The 15,363-nt window shown below is 37.7% G+C and carries 16 protein-coding genes; 11 read left to right on the top strand and 5 right to left on the bottom strand.

Annotated features, from left to right (window positions below):
• Position 1 precedes the first annotated feature (1 nt).
• Both R4Z10_RS17115 and R4Z10_RS17110 read left to right on the top strand, forming a co-directional pair.
• Positions 2-724 (top strand): EcsC family protein, encoded by a 723-nt coding sequence (locus R4Z10_RS17115; RefSeq protein ID WP_338470502.1) that lies wholly within the window; start codon positions 2-4, stop codon positions 722-724.
• A gap of 49 nt (positions 725-773) precedes the next feature.
• Positions 774-1,430 (top strand): phosphatase PAP2 family protein, encoded by a 657-nt coding sequence (locus tag R4Z10_RS17110; RefSeq protein ID WP_338470501.1) that lies wholly within the window; start codon positions 774-776, stop codon positions 1,428-1,430.
• A 48-nt stretch (positions 1,431-1,478) separates the two neighbouring features.
• Here R4Z10_RS17110 and R4Z10_RS17105 read toward each other — a convergent pair whose 3' ends face one another.
• Entirely contained in the window at positions 1,479-1,979 is a 501-nt protein-coding gene (locus tag R4Z10_RS17105) for an antibiotic biosynthesis monooxygenase (protein WP_338470500.1), read from the bottom strand.
• 219 nt (positions 1,980-2,198) lie between these two features.
• Between R4Z10_RS17105 and hemE the strand changes: the two genes are divergently transcribed.
• The gene (gene hemE / locus R4Z10_RS17100; protein WP_338470499.1) at positions 2,199-3,248 is read left to right on the top strand and encodes a uroporphyrinogen decarboxylase; all 1,050 of its coding nucleotides are present in this window, start codon (positions 2,199-2,201) and stop codon (positions 3,246-3,248) included.
• A 28-nt stretch (positions 3,249-3,276) separates the two neighbouring features.
• Positions 3,277-4,209, top strand: coding sequence for a ferrochelatase (gene hemH / locus R4Z10_RS17095; protein WP_338470498.1), 933 nt, complete (start codon positions 3,277-3,279; stop codon positions 4,207-4,209).
• Between the two features lie 149 nt (positions 4,210-4,358).
• Here the strand turns inward: hemH and yhfH are convergent, their stop codons facing one another.
• Positions 4,359-4,493: a protein YhfH gene (gene yhfH, locus R4Z10_RS17090; protein ID WP_338470497.1), complete on the bottom strand. Its 135-nt coding sequence runs from the start codon at positions 4,491-4,493 to the stop codon at positions 4,359-4,361.
• A 562-nt stretch (positions 4,494-5,055) separates the two neighbouring features.
• Here yhfH and R4Z10_RS17085 point away from each other — a divergent pair.
• The 4 genes from R4Z10_RS17085 to R4Z10_RS17070 all read left to right on the top strand — a co-directional run bounded on the left by R4Z10_RS17085 (position 5,056) and on the right by R4Z10_RS17070 (position 8,265).
• Positions 5,056-5,790 (top strand): MBL fold metallo-hydrolase, encoded by a 735-nt coding sequence (locus R4Z10_RS17085; RefSeq protein WP_338470496.1) that lies wholly within the window; start codon positions 5,056-5,058, stop codon positions 5,788-5,790.
• Between the two features lie 12 nt (positions 5,791-5,802).
• A complete protein-coding gene (locus R4Z10_RS17080; protein WP_338470495.1) occupies positions 5,803-6,483 on the top strand; it encodes a metal-dependent hydrolase in 681 nt (226 codons plus the stop codon).
• Positions 6,484-6,599: 116 nt separating this feature from the next.
• Entirely contained in the window at positions 6,600-6,845 is a 246-nt protein-coding gene (locus R4Z10_RS17075; protein ID WP_338470494.1) for a hypothetical protein, read from the top strand.
• A gap of 103 nt (positions 6,846-6,948) precedes the next feature.
• Positions 6,949-8,265, top strand: coding sequence for a DRTGG domain-containing protein (locus R4Z10_RS17070; protein ID WP_338470493.1), 1,317 nt, complete (start codon positions 6,949-6,951; stop codon positions 8,263-8,265).
• Positions 8,266-8,299: 34 nt separating this feature from the next.
• Here the strand turns inward: R4Z10_RS17070 and R4Z10_RS17065 are convergent, their stop codons facing one another.
• Positions 8,300-8,602, bottom strand: coding sequence for a YtpI family protein (locus R4Z10_RS17065; RefSeq protein WP_338470492.1), 303 nt, complete (start codon positions 8,600-8,602; stop codon positions 8,300-8,302).
• A gap of 157 nt (positions 8,603-8,759) precedes the next feature.
• On the opposite strand from R4Z10_RS17065, the gene R4Z10_RS17060 reads away from it, so the two are divergent.
• Complete coding sequence (locus R4Z10_RS17060; protein WP_338470491.1) at positions 8,760-9,707, top strand: bifunctional oligoribonuclease/PAP phosphatase NrnA; 948 nt, start codon at positions 8,760-8,762, stop codon at positions 9,705-9,707.
• 104 nt (positions 9,708-9,811) lie between these two features.
• Here R4Z10_RS17060 and ytrI read toward each other — a convergent pair whose 3' ends face one another.
• Positions 9,812-10,312 carry a sporulation membrane protein YtrI gene (ytrI, locus tag R4Z10_RS17055; RefSeq protein WP_338470490.1) on the bottom strand — a complete coding sequence of 167 codons (501 nt, stop codon included), beginning with the start codon at positions 10,310-10,312 and terminating at the stop codon, positions 9,812-9,814.
• Positions 10,309-10,647, bottom strand: coding sequence for a YtrH family sporulation protein (locus tag R4Z10_RS17050; protein ID WP_338470489.1), 339 nt, complete (start codon positions 10,645-10,647; stop codon positions 10,309-10,311). The genes ytrI and R4Z10_RS17050 overlap by 4 nt, the downstream gene beginning before the upstream one ends.
• Before the next feature lie 185 nt (positions 10,648-10,832).
• Between R4Z10_RS17050 and dnaE the strand changes: the two genes are divergently transcribed.
• Together dnaE and R4Z10_RS17040 are read left to right on the top strand one after the other, a co-directional pair.
• Positions 10,833-13,961 (top strand): DNA polymerase III subunit alpha, encoded by a 3,129-nt coding sequence (dnaE, locus tag R4Z10_RS17045; RefSeq protein ID WP_338470488.1) that lies wholly within the window; start codon positions 10,833-10,835, stop codon positions 13,959-13,961.
• A 172-nt stretch (positions 13,962-14,133) separates the two neighbouring features.
• The gene (locus R4Z10_RS17040; protein ID WP_338470487.1) at positions 14,134-15,363 is read left to right on the top strand and encodes a malic enzyme-like NAD(P)-binding protein; all 1,230 of its coding nucleotides are present in this window, start codon (positions 14,134-14,136) and stop codon (positions 15,361-15,363) included.

The following is a 15,363-nucleotide window of genomic DNA, read 5'->3' as shown; positions in this document are numbered from 1 at the left end:
AATGGGCCAATACGAGGAACGAGCTTACGATGAAATTTTAGAATGGAAGCGGAGAATTTTGAAAAAGCCCAAAATGTTCCAACGAATGACGAAACAAATGCAAGAAAAAATCAACGAAAAAATCCCGGAAAAAGCACATGAAATCATCACAGACGGAATTAAAAACTTTGTTAAACTAACCTTAACCGGCTCGCAAATTACGACGAGAAGAGTGGAGGAATCCTATCTTTCTTTGCAAGAGCGTGATGAAATTTTTGCTGAAAAACTATCGGTTTATCGTAAATCTGCTGTCATTGAAGGAGCGGGAACAGGGGCGGGTGGAATCTTATTAGGACTTGCCGACTTCCCACTTCTTCTTTCAATTAAAATGAAATTTTTATTTGATGCGGCCAATCTATATGGGTATGATACGAAAAAATATGAAGAGCGAATTTTTATTTTGTTAGTGTTTCAATTAGCTTTTTCAAGTAGTGAAAAAAGAAGAGAAACGATGGAGCTAATTGAGAACTGGGAAGAATACAAATCGGAATTAAAGGAGTTAAATTGGCAAGAATTTCAGCAAGAATATCGAGATTATATTGACTTTGTGAAAATGCTTCAACTCGTACCCGGAATTGGAGCCGTTGTGGGTGCTTATGCAAATTATAATCTGCTTGATCAGCTCGGTGAAACGGCACAAAATTGTTATCGACTTCGGTTATTAACAACGCCTCCTTTGATATAGTTTAATTTTCCTGTAATTTAAAAGGGAGATTATAAAAGGGGATGGCGATATGGCTAAAACAACAAAATGGATGACTCTTTTGCTGATCATTGCGGTTGTGACATCGGTTTTTCTTATTGTTGGAGTAATAAAGAGTGGAGCAGAATTAGGGTTCGATCATGCTCTTAATCAATGGGTGTTATCTATTTTTACAGAAGGTAGTCACCCTATCTTTCAAGTGATTACCAAGCTTGGAGACACGATAGGGATTGCCATTGTTGTATTTATTATACTTGTTTGGCTAGGGGTTAAAAAGCGCGATTTCACAGGAATGGTTATTTTGGTTTTGGCAGTTGCGTTAGGAAATGAAATGAGCAAATGGTTAAAAGAAGTTGTTGGGAGAGAACGGCCTGAAACAGCGGGGGCAGCCGAATCTCTCAGCTTTCCAAGTGGTCATGCCATGGTTGGGTTAATCTTGTATTTTATATTATCTTATCTACTGATTTCTACTAGTAAATCACTTACCCTAAAATGGGGAATTGCCATTATTTCGTTTATCATCGTACTATTGATTGGGATCAGCCGGATTGTTTTACAAGATCATCATCCAACAGATGTGTTAGGGGGCTTTGCGCTGGGGATTATTTGGTCCATTTTATGGGTAACGCTCTACAATGTTGTGTATAGCCGTCTAGGTGCTCGCAGGATGAAAAGCAGAGAAGAATAAAACAATTAAAGCTGACTGGAAAGGGTGGTTATTCCAGTCAGCTTTTTATTATTCATCTTCTTCATAGATTTTATATCTTGTTGCAAAGGATGGGCGTGGAAACATGTTTGGAGCGCCAAATTCTCCTTTTGAGTGGGCGTCTGAGTATGATTTAGACTTCTTCCATTGATTATAAGCTGCTTCACCCGTCCAAATTGTCAAAATCATATACGTATCATATCTTAAAGGGCGTAAAACACGGATCGCTAAAAAACCTGGCTCTTTTTCTATTAATCTAGCTCGATTTTTAAAACGATATTCAAATAATGGCCGGCCTTCATCTGATACTGGTATATGATTGCAGACGACAAACCCAGAAGGTACATGAAGTGTACCAGAGGCATCAATCACTTCATACTTTTTCGGTTCATTGAAAAGTGAACTCCCCTCCGTCTCATGTGCTAGCATAAATACATCGTCACTATGCATTAGTGCAAAGGTTTCTTGCGGATTATCAGCAAAAAACTTTTTTAAATAATCCTCTGTGCCACCTGTAAAATACATAAACATCCCGATCACCTCTTTCCTTCAGTATACCTCACTAACACAATAAATCTCAAACGAACGCACATAGCATTTTTTAGATAGGAAAAGCGAGAAACTATACTTTGAGAAAGGAAACAGGTATCATGTTAATTGTCATAGAATTGTACGTTTATTATTGTATTTAATGCATTTATATATATTACACTAAGTATATGTGAGAAAAGGAAAGGGGTATTAATAACAATGGAAAGAAAGATGAACAACACCTTTTTAAAAGCAGCAAGGGGAGAGAAAACAGATCATGTACCGGTTTGGTATATGAGACAAGCTGGTCGTTCTCAGCCTGAATACCTAGAGATTAAACAAAAATATTCTTTATTTGAAATTACCCATCAACCAGAATTATCTGCTTATGTAACTCGATTACCGGTTGAAAATTATGGGGTGGACGCAGCTATTCTCTATAAAGACATTATGACCCCACTTCCTGCCATGGGTGTAGATGTTGAAATCAAATCAGGGGTTGGTCCGGTTATTGATAATCCGATTAGGTCTATCGCTGATGTTGATAAGTTAGGTGAACTCAATCCAGAAGAAGATATTCCATATATTCTTGAAACCATTAAAATTTTAACGAAGGAACAGTTGAATGTCCCGTTAATCGGATTTGCTGGTGCTCCTTTTACGCTTGCTAGCTATATGATTGAAGGTGGACCATCGAAAAACTACATAAAAACAAAAGCGTTCATGTATTCTGAACCAAAAGCTTGGTTTGCGCTCATGGATAAGCTGGGTGATATGTCAATTACATACTTAAAATCTCAAATCAAAGCAGGTGCAAAAGCGATTCAAGTCTTTGATTCTTGGGTAGGAGCTCTAAATGTAGCGGATTATCGTTACTTTATTAAACCAGTAATGAATCGGATTTTCTCTGCACTAAAAGAAGAAGATGTTCCTATGATCATCCATGGAGTTGGAGCAAGTCATTTAGCGCTCGAGTGGAATGATTTGCCTGTTGATGTTGTCGGATTAGACTGGCGTCTACCTATCCGGGAGGCACGGAACCTAGGTGTTACGAAGACCATACAAGGGAATTTAGACCCTGCTTTCCTTGTCGCACCATGGGAAGTGATCGAAGAACGAGCTAAAGAGATACTGGACCAAGGGATGGAAAAGGATGGTTATATTTTTAATCTAGGTCATGGAGTGTTCCCAGAAGTAAATCCAGAAACATTGAAACGATTAACAGCCTTTATCCATGATTACTCTGCTTCAAAAAGGGCAGGAAACTAACTTGGTTGCAGTGAAGGGATGATATTTCATGAAAAAGAAAATGGGTCTTCTTGTTATGGCCTATGGAACACCTTATAAAGAAACCGATATTGAATGTTATTATACACATATTCGACGCGGACGTAGACCTTCTGACGAAGCGCTTGAAGATTTAAAAAGAAGATACAAGGCCATTGGTGGAAGCTCTCCATTAGCAGAAATTACACTGGCACAGGCGAGAAGATTAGAAGAACAACTAAATACATCACAGGAGCAATATGAATTTAAGATGTATTTAGGATTAAAACATATTGAACCATTTATTGAAGATGCCGTAACCCAAATGCATGAGGACGGCATTGAAGAGGCTGTTAGCATTGTGCTTGCACCGCATTTTTCTACGTTTAGTATTAAGTCTTATAACGGAAGAGCAAAAGAAGCGGCGGAAAAGCTGGGCAGTCCTCGCATAACGAGTCTTGAAAGCTGGTATGACGAGCCAAAATTCATTCAATATTGGGTTGAACAGCTTGAATTAACAATCGACAAGTTACCAGAAGAAGAGAAAAAGAATTTTATCGTCATTGTATCCGCGCATAGCTTACCGGAAAAAATTATTTCAATGGGCGATCCGTACCCAGAACAGTTAAAGGAGACGGCTCAGCTCATTATACAACAAACAGGTGCAAGGCATTATGCGCTTGGCTGGCAAAGTGCTGGAAACACACCTGAACCATGGCTGGAGCCGGATGTTCAAGATCTGACAAGGCAGTTATATGAGGAAAAAGGGTATAAAGCTTTTATCTATCTCCCAGTCGGTTTTGTTGCTGATCATTTGGAAGTTCTGTATGACAATGACTATGAGTGTAAAGTTGTAACTGACGAAATTGGGGCATCTTACTACAGGCCTGAAATGCCAAATGTTAATCCGCTATTTATTGACGCCTTAGCAACCGTTATTTTGAGAAAATTAGAGGCTATTTAAGCAGAGAGAACCGGACATCCTGTCATAAGGATGATCCGGTTCTTTTATTTTCTAACACTATATAACAAAAAAACCAGCTGATATAATCGGCTGGAATCATAGTTGAAGGTTATTTGAAAATTTTATAGATATAATGAATCAATTAAATTTTAAAGGTCATGCATCCCTAGGCAATGGTTACAAGTATTTCCGTAGCAGTCTGCTTGTTCTTCGATCTCCTGACCACATTTTGTACACTGTTTAGAAGGTAAGTTTCTAAAGAATTCAAGAATATTTTTAATCATTTGTATCCCTCCAAAATTTGAATGATTACTAATTTATTGTTTTCATTGTAATATAACAGTAGTGGAATTGTCAACAGTTGTTTTAATACAACTTTAATAAAGTGAAAATAGTAATAATCACTTTACTTTATCAGGCTTACCGGGCAGTAAGACCCCACCTCAAGATTCTGGGTAAAAATAAAGGTTGTCTTCGTAAAGTTTGTTGTTAAAATTTAAAGGCTAATTTTAACGTGGACATATCTATTTTTGGACTTAATTCAGTTTGCAGCTCTTTTCTCTTCTGATAAAACTTGATACACAGTGAGAAATTATGCCGAACATCCGATGTCTGAGAAAAGAGCCCAAATAAAAAAAAGATAGGTGGGGAAACAAATGCCCCGTGCGGAAGTTGAACACTGACTAAATACGTCTACGGCAATGTCTAAATGACTAGCATGCTGTGGCCTAAAGCTTTCCGTTAATGGGAGATAAAAGAACCCCCACTGTTGGAAGTTTCACTTTATATATATACCAAAATTTTCCTATAATAGCATATTAAGTCTAATATATTGGAGGTTTTAACTTGGAATTAACAATTATTGGTCCTTGGGGAGGGTATCCAAAAGTCAATGAAGCGAGTGCAGGGTACTTGCTTCAACACGAGGGCTACCATTTATTAATTGATTGTGGAAGCGGTGTCTTAGCAAAACTACAAAATTTCATTGAGCCTGAGAAGCTTGATGGAGTAATTATTTCCCATTATCATGCCGACCATATTGCAGACATTGGTGTATTACAACACGCCAGATTGATTCAAGGATTTTTAGGAAAAAAGATGGGGAACTTGCCAATCTATGCCCATGATCTAAATGCACAGGAATTTAAGGTTCTTACTTATAAAGAGGTGACGAAAGGAATTCCTTACCACCCTGGAGAAGTATTACAAGTGGGGCCATTTTCCATTACCTTTCAAAAAACAAACCATCCTGTTGAATGCTATGCGATGAGATTTGAAGCTGGCGGACGCTCAATGGTTTATACAGCAGATACAGCTTTTAAGGAAGAACTCGTTTCATTTGCGCAAAACGCTAATTTACTTCTTTGTGAGTGTAACTTTTATGGAGAACAAAATGGTGCAAATGCAGGGCATATGACAAGTTTTGATGCTGGTAAATTGGCCAGCCGAGCAAATGTGAAAAGGTTAGTACTCACTCATTTGCCTCATTATGGAAGGTTGGAACAATTGGAAGAAGAGGCAGCGACCCTTTTTAACGGCCCGATTTTATTAGCGCAATCAGGCTTAACTTTAAAACCGTAGGAGGAGAGGAAAATGAAAGTTAGTTATCACGGTCATTCGGTTGTAAAAGTAGAAACAGATGGGAAGTCGATTCTTTTTGACCCATTTATTACTGGAAATCCATTAACCGATTTAACAGTAGAGGATGTAAAACCGGATGTCATTTTACTAACCCATGGTCATAATGATCATGTTGGAGATACGGTACAATTAGCGAAAAAACATGATGCTTTAGTTGTGACAAATAATGAGCTTGCCGTCTATTTAAGCTGGCAAGGATTGAAAACTCATCCGATGCATATCGGTGGTGCTTATCAATTTGACTTTGGAAAAGTAAAGTTAACACCTGCCTTTCATGGCACTGGTTTAGAAACTGAAGACAAGCAGATTATTTATACAGGAATGCCAGCTGGAATTTTATTTATGGCAGAAGGTAAAACCATTTACCACGCTGGAGACACTGCACTCTTTTCAGATATGAAATTAATTGGTGACCGTCATCCAATTGATTTAGCGTTTTTACCGATTGGTGACAACTTCACGATGGGTCCAGAGGATGCCGCATATGCAGCCAAACTGCTAGGTGCTAAAACAGTGGTGCCAATCCATTATAATACGTTCCCACCAATCAAACAGGACCCAAATGAGTTTATTAAACTTCTTGAAGCGGGTAACGGGAAAGTTCTAAACCCTGGTGATTCTATTGAATTATAACTAAACAATACTGAAAATCGTGTGAAATCATTACATTTCACACGATTTTTTAATTTTTTAAAGGATTATTTCAAGCTTGTACGCATAGATTGATAGTAAGAAAAGGGGTGGAAAATTTGAATAAAAATCGTTATTTAATCTGTTTATTAGTAAGTGGGATCCTCCTGTACTATGCCGTTCCGCGTCTAACGATTAACAGCCCAGGTTTAGAAGGGTACTTTACAATCAGTTGGCTGTTATTTGCTTTAATGGTGATAGCAGGAAATTTAACTGCGTTGTTATATACTCCAAGTAAAAAGAAAAAGCAACAGCCGTTGGGCCACCGTGGAAGAAAACAGGTCAAAGCCAGAAATTATAATTAGAACAGATGATGAACAAAAATTGAAACAGGTGGCCAAGACCTTTATAATAGAGCTAGTAGAAAAAGTATTGAACGTTTTCAAATTTAGATAAAGGGTGAGACTCTTGGCCACAAAACATGAACAAATTTTACAATATATTGGTGATTTACCCGTTGGGGAAAAAATTTCAGTAAGACAGATAGCCAAGGCCTTAGAAGTGAGTGAAGGAACAGCTTACCGTGCGATCAAGGAGGCTGAGAATAAAGGGTTCGTTAGTACGATCGAAAGAGTAGGAACGATTCGGATTGAAAAGAAGAAAAAGGAAAACATTGAAAAACTAACTTTCGCAGAGGTAGTTAAAATCGTTGATGGTCAAGTTCTCGGTGGTCGCTCAGGTTTACATAAAACATTAAATAAATTTGTAATCGGTGCCATGCAGTTGGATGCCATGATGCGTTATATTGATGCGGGAAGTCTATTAATTGTTGGAAACCGTTCCGACGCCCATGAATTAGCTTTGACAGCAGGTGCAGCCGTTCTCATTACGGGTGGATTTGATACAAATGATAAAGTTAAAAAACTAGCAGATGAATTAGATATGCCTGTTATATCAACAAGCTACGACACATTCACGACTGCGACGATGATTAATCGGGCGATTGATGACCAATTGATTAAAAAAGAAATTATTCTTGTTGAAGATGTATTAACCCCATTAGATAAGGTATTTTACTTACGAACATCTGATACGCTTGCTGCTTGGTATGAATTGAACCAAGAGACCGGTCATAGTAGATTTCCAGTTGTCGATCAGAATTTAAAGGTACAAGGGATGATTACCTCAAAAGATATTATTGGGGTAGAGCGGAGTGTATCTCTTGAAAAAGTGATGACGAAAAATCCGATGACGGTTAATATGAATACAAGTGTTGCCTCTACTGCTCATATGATGGTATGGGAAAGTATTGAAATCCTACCGGTTGTCAATGAATCAAATCGATTGGAAGGATTAATCAGTCGTCAAGATGTATTGAAGGCATTACAAGTCAACCAAAGACAGCCGCAAGCAGGTGAAACCATTGATGATATCATTTCCAATGGAATTAATGTCATGAAAGGTAAAACCAAATCTGATGACGTCTTTCGTTTTGAAGTTACTCCACAAATGACCAATCATTTAGGTACCATTTCCTATGGGGTCTTTACCTCTATTGTTTATGAAGCGGCTAACCAAGCCTTAAAAGGCCATAAAAAAGGAGATCTTGTTCTAGAAAATATTACCATCTACTTTTTAAGGCCAGTTCAAATTGACAGTATCATAGAGATTCAACCAAAGGTATTAGAAGTTGGACGTAAATTTGGAAAGATCGATATCGAAGTCTTTAACGAAGGAAACCTAGTCGGAAAAGCGTTGCTGATGTGTCAGCATATTGATAGATAATTTAGTAAAAATAAGAAAGAGGTCAAACTCTTTCTTATTTTTGTGTTTCTCGGACTTCTTCTGCTGCTAAAGGTAAAAAATATTTATAAGCTTTGATGCCAGCCCGAACATTTATTGCACCTAGTACGATAAATATACCGGCAATAATATAGGTAACCGTTGTTTGGTAGAGAAATAATTGATTAATCCCAAATAAACCGACAAATGAACCTAGTGCAATACTTGATTTAGCAGACAGCCAACGTTTTTCTGCTGGAAGCTTACTTCTAAAATATTTTGTTTTATAAAAAAGATAGAAGACCAGTGAAAAAACAATTAAAATAACAAAAATTGGCATTCCCATTCCCCCATTATTAATAGGCTTAATATCTAGTTCATATCCATAACTATTTTACCGGCTTTGTTTGAAAATTGCTAAAAATGAGCTTATAATCTTTTTCTTTCTCATTTTTTATGCTATTAATTAGATATCGATAAATAAAGAGGGAGATCAAATGAAAGATAAAATACTCCAAACTATTAAGGAATACGAAACAATTATTATCCACCGTCATGTCAGACCTGATCCTGATGCCTATGGTTCACAGGGAGGGTTAGCAGAAGTATTAAAGGCTTCATTTCCTGAGAAAAACATTTATACAGTTGGAAAGGAGGAAGAAACCCTCCATTACTTACGAAGGCTTGATGTGATTTCTGATAAAACTTATCAAGGGGCCTTAGTTATTGTTTGTGATACCGCAAATGAAGCGAGAATTGATGATCAAAGATATAAATTAGGAGATCAATTAATTAAAATTGATCATCATCCAAATGTAGATCAATATGGGAATTTGTTATGGGTCGATACAAATGCAAGTTCAACGAGCGAGATGATTTATGAATTCTATTTAAATGGAAAAGATAAAGGGCTGAAAATGTCCGATCAGGCAGCTAGATTATTATATGCCGGGATTGTCGGAGATACAGGACGCTTTTTGTTTCCGAGTACAAGTGAGAAAACATTTGCTTATGCAGGGGAGTTAATTCATTATCAATTTTCACGACCTGAAATCTATGAGGGAATGTATAACTTAAGCCCGAATATTGTGAAATTGAATGGATATATTTTACAAAACTATGTGACTGGAGCGCATGGAGTGGCTCATATTAAATTAACGAAAGAATTACTTCATAAGTTTGATGCAAAACCGTCAGAAGCCTCATTATTGGTTGGTGCTTTGGGGAATATTAAAGGCATTTTGGCTTGGGTATTCTTTATTGAAGAAGCAGATCAAATAAGAGTAAGATTACGTTCAAAAGGACCCGTGATTAATACGATTGCCCGTAATTTTAAAGGGGGAGGCCATCCTCTAGCAGCTGGTGCATCCATCTACTCTTGGGATAAGGCAGATGATGTGGTTCATGAAGTAGAAGAATTATGTGCGGGGTATGTCCTTAGCTAATGAAATGAAATTAAATTGGCTGACTGAATTTACATCTCAATTTTCAGTACGATTCAAAAAAGGTGTCAGACATTGTTTTTATGATAATGTCGGGCACCTTTTTATTATTCGATTTCAATTTCTAGTTCAAGCGATAGCGTCGTATATATGGTCATTTCCGTTACTTTAAATTTAAATCGTTTATTCGTTACTTTTATTGTTTTGTTTTCAACTGTTCTTCTGATCAATTCACGGCTGTTATAGACTGTTTCAATATCTTTTGCTATCATAATTCTTAGGTCTTCGCGAACTTTATCCTCCATCTCCAAAACACTAACCGGATCAAGAGAATATTTTTCCTTGTTTGTAATTTTAATATAGATCGATTGTACGGTTAGTATTTCCTGATTTTCCTTGTTCAGCTTATTGAACTCTTCTTGCCAGATCTTTTTCTCATCGATCAATTCAGAAATTCGATCTCTTTGCTTTTGAATTTCTTTACTATAATCCTCCTGCCAAACTCCAAAAATATATAAAAAGATAAACCAACTTATGAGTCCACCGATAACTGACCCTGCAAAGAATTGCTGCCAAGTTGATTTACGATAGTAAGGTGGGATTCTCATAGAGTGGTATGCTCCTGTGTCAGCCACTGGATGATTAATGATCCAGTTTGAGCACCGCCTAAGGCAGACAGTATTAGGAGGATTTGCTTAAATAAATCTTTTGTTTGTCCTTCAAGCAAACCTCTCTCAAAAGTTGAGACAGCATCAAATGTTCCGCCGATTGCTGTAACAATCGCCCAAATATGAATCATATTAGAAAGGCGGTAAATTTCAGTTAGGGGTGGTTTCCCTGTCAAGAAAGAGGCCAAACCGCCAACGATTGATCCGCCGATTAATACACCTAAGGCTATGAAATAACTTTGGAAAAAAAGCGTAATAAAGGGTTGTTCCTGCATGCCATCCCATCCTTATGAGTATAAGTGTTATCCCTATAAACATATGGACAAGTTAAGGAATTTATGATTAAAGGGACAGAGAACATTCGGATTTTTGATTAAACGAAAAGGGAACATACTTTCTTTTTAGGCTATTAGCTTTATAATTAGGAATATAGTTTCTTTTGTAAGGGGAAGTGATTGATGTGTCTTTTATCCACCTACATGTATATAGCGCGTATAGTTTATTAAATAGTACCGCATCTGTGGAAAAACTTGTATTGGATGCGAAGAAAAAAGGGTTCAAAGCAATTGCATTAACAGACCGAAATGTGATGTACGGGGCTGTATCTTTTTATAAACAATGTTTAAAGCACGGAATAAAGCCGATTATCGGTTTAACTGTAGATATCATAAGTGAACTACAGCAAAATAAGGCTTTTCCTCTAGTGCTCTTAGCCAAAAATCAAATCGGATTACAAAATCTGCTGAAAATCACCAGTGCTGTTCAAACAAAATCGCCAGCGGGAATTCCTGTTAAGTGGTTAAAGCATTATAGCGAAGGACTATTTGCTATCACACCTGGAATGGAAGGAGAATTGGAACAGGCTGTTCTCCAGCAAGATGAGCAGTCGATGGATCAAATTTTAACTTTATATCAACAGTTATTTGGTAACTCTTTTTATATAAGTCTGCAAAATCACCACATTTCAGAGGAAGTTCAACTAAATGAAAAATTAATCCATATTGCAGAGAGCAACAAAGTTAAAGTAGTCGCCACAAACAGTGTCTATTATTTAAACCAAGAAGATTCTTTCAGTCATGAATGTTTATTGGCGATTAAAAATGGACAAAAATTACAGGATGAGACTCATGAGCGACTTTTAAGTGATCAGTATTATTTAAAGACATCTCAAGAAATGACAGAACTGTTTTCTGCACTTCCTGACGCCCTTCAAAATACGCTGGAAATTGCGGATGACTGTAATGTTATGATTGAGTTACAAAAGACAAAGTTGCCAAAATATCCAACTGAAAATGGGATGTCAGCAGATGCGTTACTCGAAAAGCTATGTCAGCAAGGCTTAACAGAACGGTACTCAGAGCAAACGAAAGAAATCAAGGAGCGCTTACAGTATGAATTAACGGTCATTAAAAATATGCAATTTAGTGACTATTTCCTGATCGTTTGGGATTTTATGAAATTTGCGAGAGAATCAGGAATTTTAACTGGGCCAGGAAGAGGTTCTGCGGCAGGTTCTTTAGTTGCTTTTACTTTATATATTACGGATGTAGATCCGATTCAACATGGACTTCTTTTTGAGCGGTTTTTAAATCCTGAACGGGTTTCAATGCCTGATATTGATCTCGACTTTCCAGACCATCGCAGAGATGAAGTCATACAATATGTGGCCGGGAAATATGGACAACTCCATGTGGCACAAATTATTACGTTTGGGACATTTGCCACAAAGGCGGCATTACGGGATGTGGGCCGGGTTTTTGGCTTAAATACAAAAGAATTAGACCAGCTATCAAGAATGATTCCTCATAGACTGGGGATTAACCTTCGGGATGCTTATAAGGAATCACAGTCATTGCGTAATTTTGTTAACGAATCGCAGCAAAATAAGCGTTTATTTCAAACGGCTTTACAAATAGAAGGACTCCCGAGGCATACATCCACCCACGCGGCAGGTGTTGTCATTAGTGAAGAGCCGCTTGTTAACATTATTCCTATTGGGGAAGGGCAAAACGGCATCTATTTAACCCAATATTCAATGGAATATTTAGAGGAATTAGGGCTTTTGAAAATCGACTTTCTTGGCTTAAGAAATTTGACGCTCATTGAAAATATATTATCGTCGATCGAGCGAACATCAAGAGTGAAATTAGATATAAAAACTATTCCAATGGATGATAAAGAGACATATCAGCTTATTAGCCGAGGACAGACAACAGGTATTTTCCAGCTTGAGTCAGAAGGAATGCGAAATGTATTAACAAAACTAAAGCCTACCCGCTTTGAAGATATTGTCGCTGTGAATGCACTCTATCGTCCAGGCCCAATGGAAAATATTCCCCAGTTTATTAATCGAAAACATGGGCAAGAAAAGGTTGTCTATCCACACCCACAATTACAACCGATTCTTGAAAACACATACGGGGTGATCGTTTATCAAGAGCAGATCATGCAAATCGCATCGGTTATGGCGGGGTTTTCGCTTGGTGAAGCAGATCTATTAAGAAGAGCGGTTAGTAAAAAACAAAAGGAAGTTCTTGATCGGGAGCGGGCACATTTTATTGAAGGTGCCAAAAAGTTAGGATACGAAAACGAGCAAGCCCATTCGATTTATGATTTAATTGTTAAGTTTGCAAACTACGGATTTAATCGCAGTCATGCTGTCGCCTATAGTATGATTGCTTATCAACTCGCCTATTTAAAAACTCATTATCCTGTTCACTTTATGGCTGCACTTTTAACTTCTGTAACAGGAAATGAAAACAAGATCAGCCAGTACATAAGTGAAATGAAGCAAATGGGCATGGCGATTTTACCTCCTTCTATTAATAAAAGCGGTTATTCCTTTTATCCGGAAAAAGCTGGGATACGTTACAGCTTAGCAGGAATTAAAGGGGTCGGAATGGTTGCATTAAGAGAAATCTTCCGAGCGCGAAAAGAGAAACACTTTACCGATTTATTTGACTTTTGTATAAGGGTTTCACAAAAGGCAATCAATCGAAAAACGCTTGAATCTCTTGTTTATGCGGGTTGTTTTGATGAATTCGGCGAGGATCGTGCTGTTTTATTAGCGAGTATTGATGTAGCTTTAGATCATGCGGCCTTAGTGAAACCCGTTGATGAGGATCAAGGAGACTTGTTTATCGATGTTGAATTCTCCATTCGACCTAAATATATGGAGGTTGAACCAATTAGGGAAGAAGATAAGCTAAGGTTAGAAAAAGAGGTATTAGGCTTTTACTTATCCAACCACCCGGTCTCGATTTATGAAAGATGGTTTCAGTCATTAAAGGCTGCTCCATTATATGATTATCAGGACCAAACTCCTTTTCGAAGATCCGTTGCTTACATTAGCGAAGTAAAGAAAATCCGCACAAAAAGAGGAGAACAAATGGCGTTTTTAACGGTCAGTGACCAAAGTGGAGAGATGGAAGTAGTCGTTTTTCCAAACGTCTTAAAAACAACGGCCCCCTTGCTTCAAAAGGGAAAAATCATCCTTGTTGGCGGAAAAGTGGAAGTTAGAAATGGGAAAGAGCAATTGATCATGAAACTAGCACAAGACATAGATGAAATGATTGAAAAGCACGAATAATCAACATAACATTTTTTCGTGGACCTTGATTTTTTCTTCTAAATAATTTAACAGTATGATATATTGTTTAAAAGAACTTTTGCTGGTCAGACCAGTGGATAGATGACACTAAAGGCTAAGGGTGATTGTTTTAAAGGTTATAGAAAAATTAAATCCTTGAGGGAGTGGGAAGATGTCATTGAGAGAAGAAGCCTTGCATATGCATAGCCAAAATAAAGGAAAGCTTGAATCAAAATCAAAAGTTCAAGTTCGAAATGCGAAAGATCTAAGTTTGGCGTACTCCCCAGGGGTTGCAGAGCCTTGTAAAGAAATATACGAAAAGCCTGAAACAGTATATGATTATACGATGAAAGGGAATATGGTTGCTGTTGTAACAGATGGAACGGCTGTTTTAGGACTGGGAAATATTGGACCTGAAGCTGCTTTGCCTGTTATGGAGGGAAAAGCTGTTTTATTTAAAAGTTTCGCCGGGGTAGATGCATTTCCAATTTGTTTAAACACAACTGATGTTGAAAAAATCATTGAAACTGTTAAAATGTTAGAGCCGACTTTCGGAGGAGTAAATCTAGAAGATATTGCTGCACCTAATTGTTTTGTTATAGAAGAAAGATTGAAAAAGGAAACCAATATTCCGATTTTTCATGATGACCAGCACGGTACAGCTATCGTGACGGCTGCTGGCTTAATGAATTCGTTGAAATTAGTTAATAAAAAAATAACGGAAATAAAAGTGGTGGCTAATGGCGCAGGAGCTGCTGGAATTGCAATTATCAAATTACTTCACAGCTTCGGTGTTCGTGATATTATCATGTGTGATACAAAAGGTGCGATCTATGAGGGGCGCCCTGTTGGTATGAATGTTGTTAAGAATGAAGTTGCTAAGTTTACGAATGCAAAAAACCAAGAAGGCAGTCTAAAAGATATAATTGTAGGAGCAGATGTGTTCATTGGGGTTTCTGCTGAAGGAGCGTTAACGAGTGAGATGGTCAAATCCATGAATCAAGATCCGATCATTTTTGCGATGGCCAATCCAAACCCTGAAATTCTCCCAGATTTAGCAAAGGAAGCGGGAGCAGCAGTGATTGGAACCGGTCGCTCTGATTTTCCTAATCAAGTTAATAATGTTCTTGCTTTTCCAGGAATTTTCAGAGGAGCTCTTGATGTAAGAGCGACACATATTAACGAAAAAATGAAAATTGCAGCTGTCCAGGCAATTGCAGATTTGATTAACATTGAAGATCTTCATGCAGACTATGTGATACCAGGGCCATTTGACCCCCGAGTCGCACCAGCTGTTGCTGCAGCAGTAGCAAAGGCTGCCATGGAAACAGGGGTTGCGCGAATCAAAGTGAACCCAGATGAGGTAAAAGAAAAAACGCGCCAGCTTTCTAGTATTCGGTAA

This window comes from Niallia sp. XMNu-256, from assembly GCF_036670015.1.
In the GTDB taxonomy this organism is placed as follows: Bacteria; Bacillota; Bacilli; order Bacillales; family Cytobacillaceae; genus Bacillus_BD.
This window is presented reverse-complemented; position numbering and strand designations above follow the sequence as displayed.

What these genes read in the sequence shown, in the direction of transcription:
- R4Z10_RS17115 (WP_338470502.1), top strand. Translation starts at nt 2, where the DNA reads ATGGGCCAATACGAGGAACGAGCTTACGATGAAATTTTAGAATGGAAG.
- R4Z10_RS17110 (WP_338470501.1), top strand. Translation starts at nt 774, where the DNA reads ATGGCTAAAACAACAAAATGGATGACTCTTTTGCTGATCATTGCGGTT.
- R4Z10_RS17105 (WP_338470500.1), bottom strand. Translation starts at nt 1,979, where the DNA reads ATGTTTATGTATTTTACAGGTGGCACAGAGGATTATTTAAAAAAGTTT.
- hemE (WP_338470499.1), top strand. Translation starts at nt 2,199, where the DNA reads ATGGAAAGAAAGATGAACAACACCTTTTTAAAAGCAGCAAGGGGAGAG.
- hemH (WP_338470498.1), top strand. Translation starts at nt 3,277, where the DNA reads ATGAAAAAGAAAATGGGTCTTCTTGTTATGGCCTATGGAACACCTTAT.
- yhfH (WP_338470497.1), bottom strand. Translation starts at nt 4,493, where the DNA reads ATGATTAAAAATATTCTTGAATTCTTTAGAAACTTACCTTCTAAACAG.
- R4Z10_RS17080 (WP_338470495.1), top strand. Translation starts at nt 5,803, where the DNA reads ATGAAAGTTAGTTATCACGGTCATTCGGTTGTAAAAGTAGAAACAGAT.
- R4Z10_RS17065 (WP_338470492.1), bottom strand. Translation starts at nt 8,602, where the DNA reads ATGCCAATTTTTGTTATTTTAATTGTTTTTTCACTGGTCTTCTATCTT.
- R4Z10_RS17060 (WP_338470491.1), top strand. Translation starts at nt 8,760, where the DNA reads ATGAAAGATAAAATACTCCAAACTATTAAGGAATACGAAACAATTATT.
- ytrI (WP_338470490.1), bottom strand. Translation starts at nt 10,312, where the DNA reads ATGAGAATCCCACCTTACTATCGTAAATCAACTTGGCAGCAATTCTTT.
- R4Z10_RS17050 (WP_338470489.1), bottom strand. Translation starts at nt 10,647, where the DNA reads ATGCAGGAACAACCCTTTATTACGCTTTTTTTCCAAAGTTATTTCATA.
- R4Z10_RS17040 (WP_338470487.1), top strand. Translation starts at nt 14,134, where the DNA reads ATGTCATTGAGAGAAGAAGCCTTGCATATGCATAGCCAAAATAAAGGA.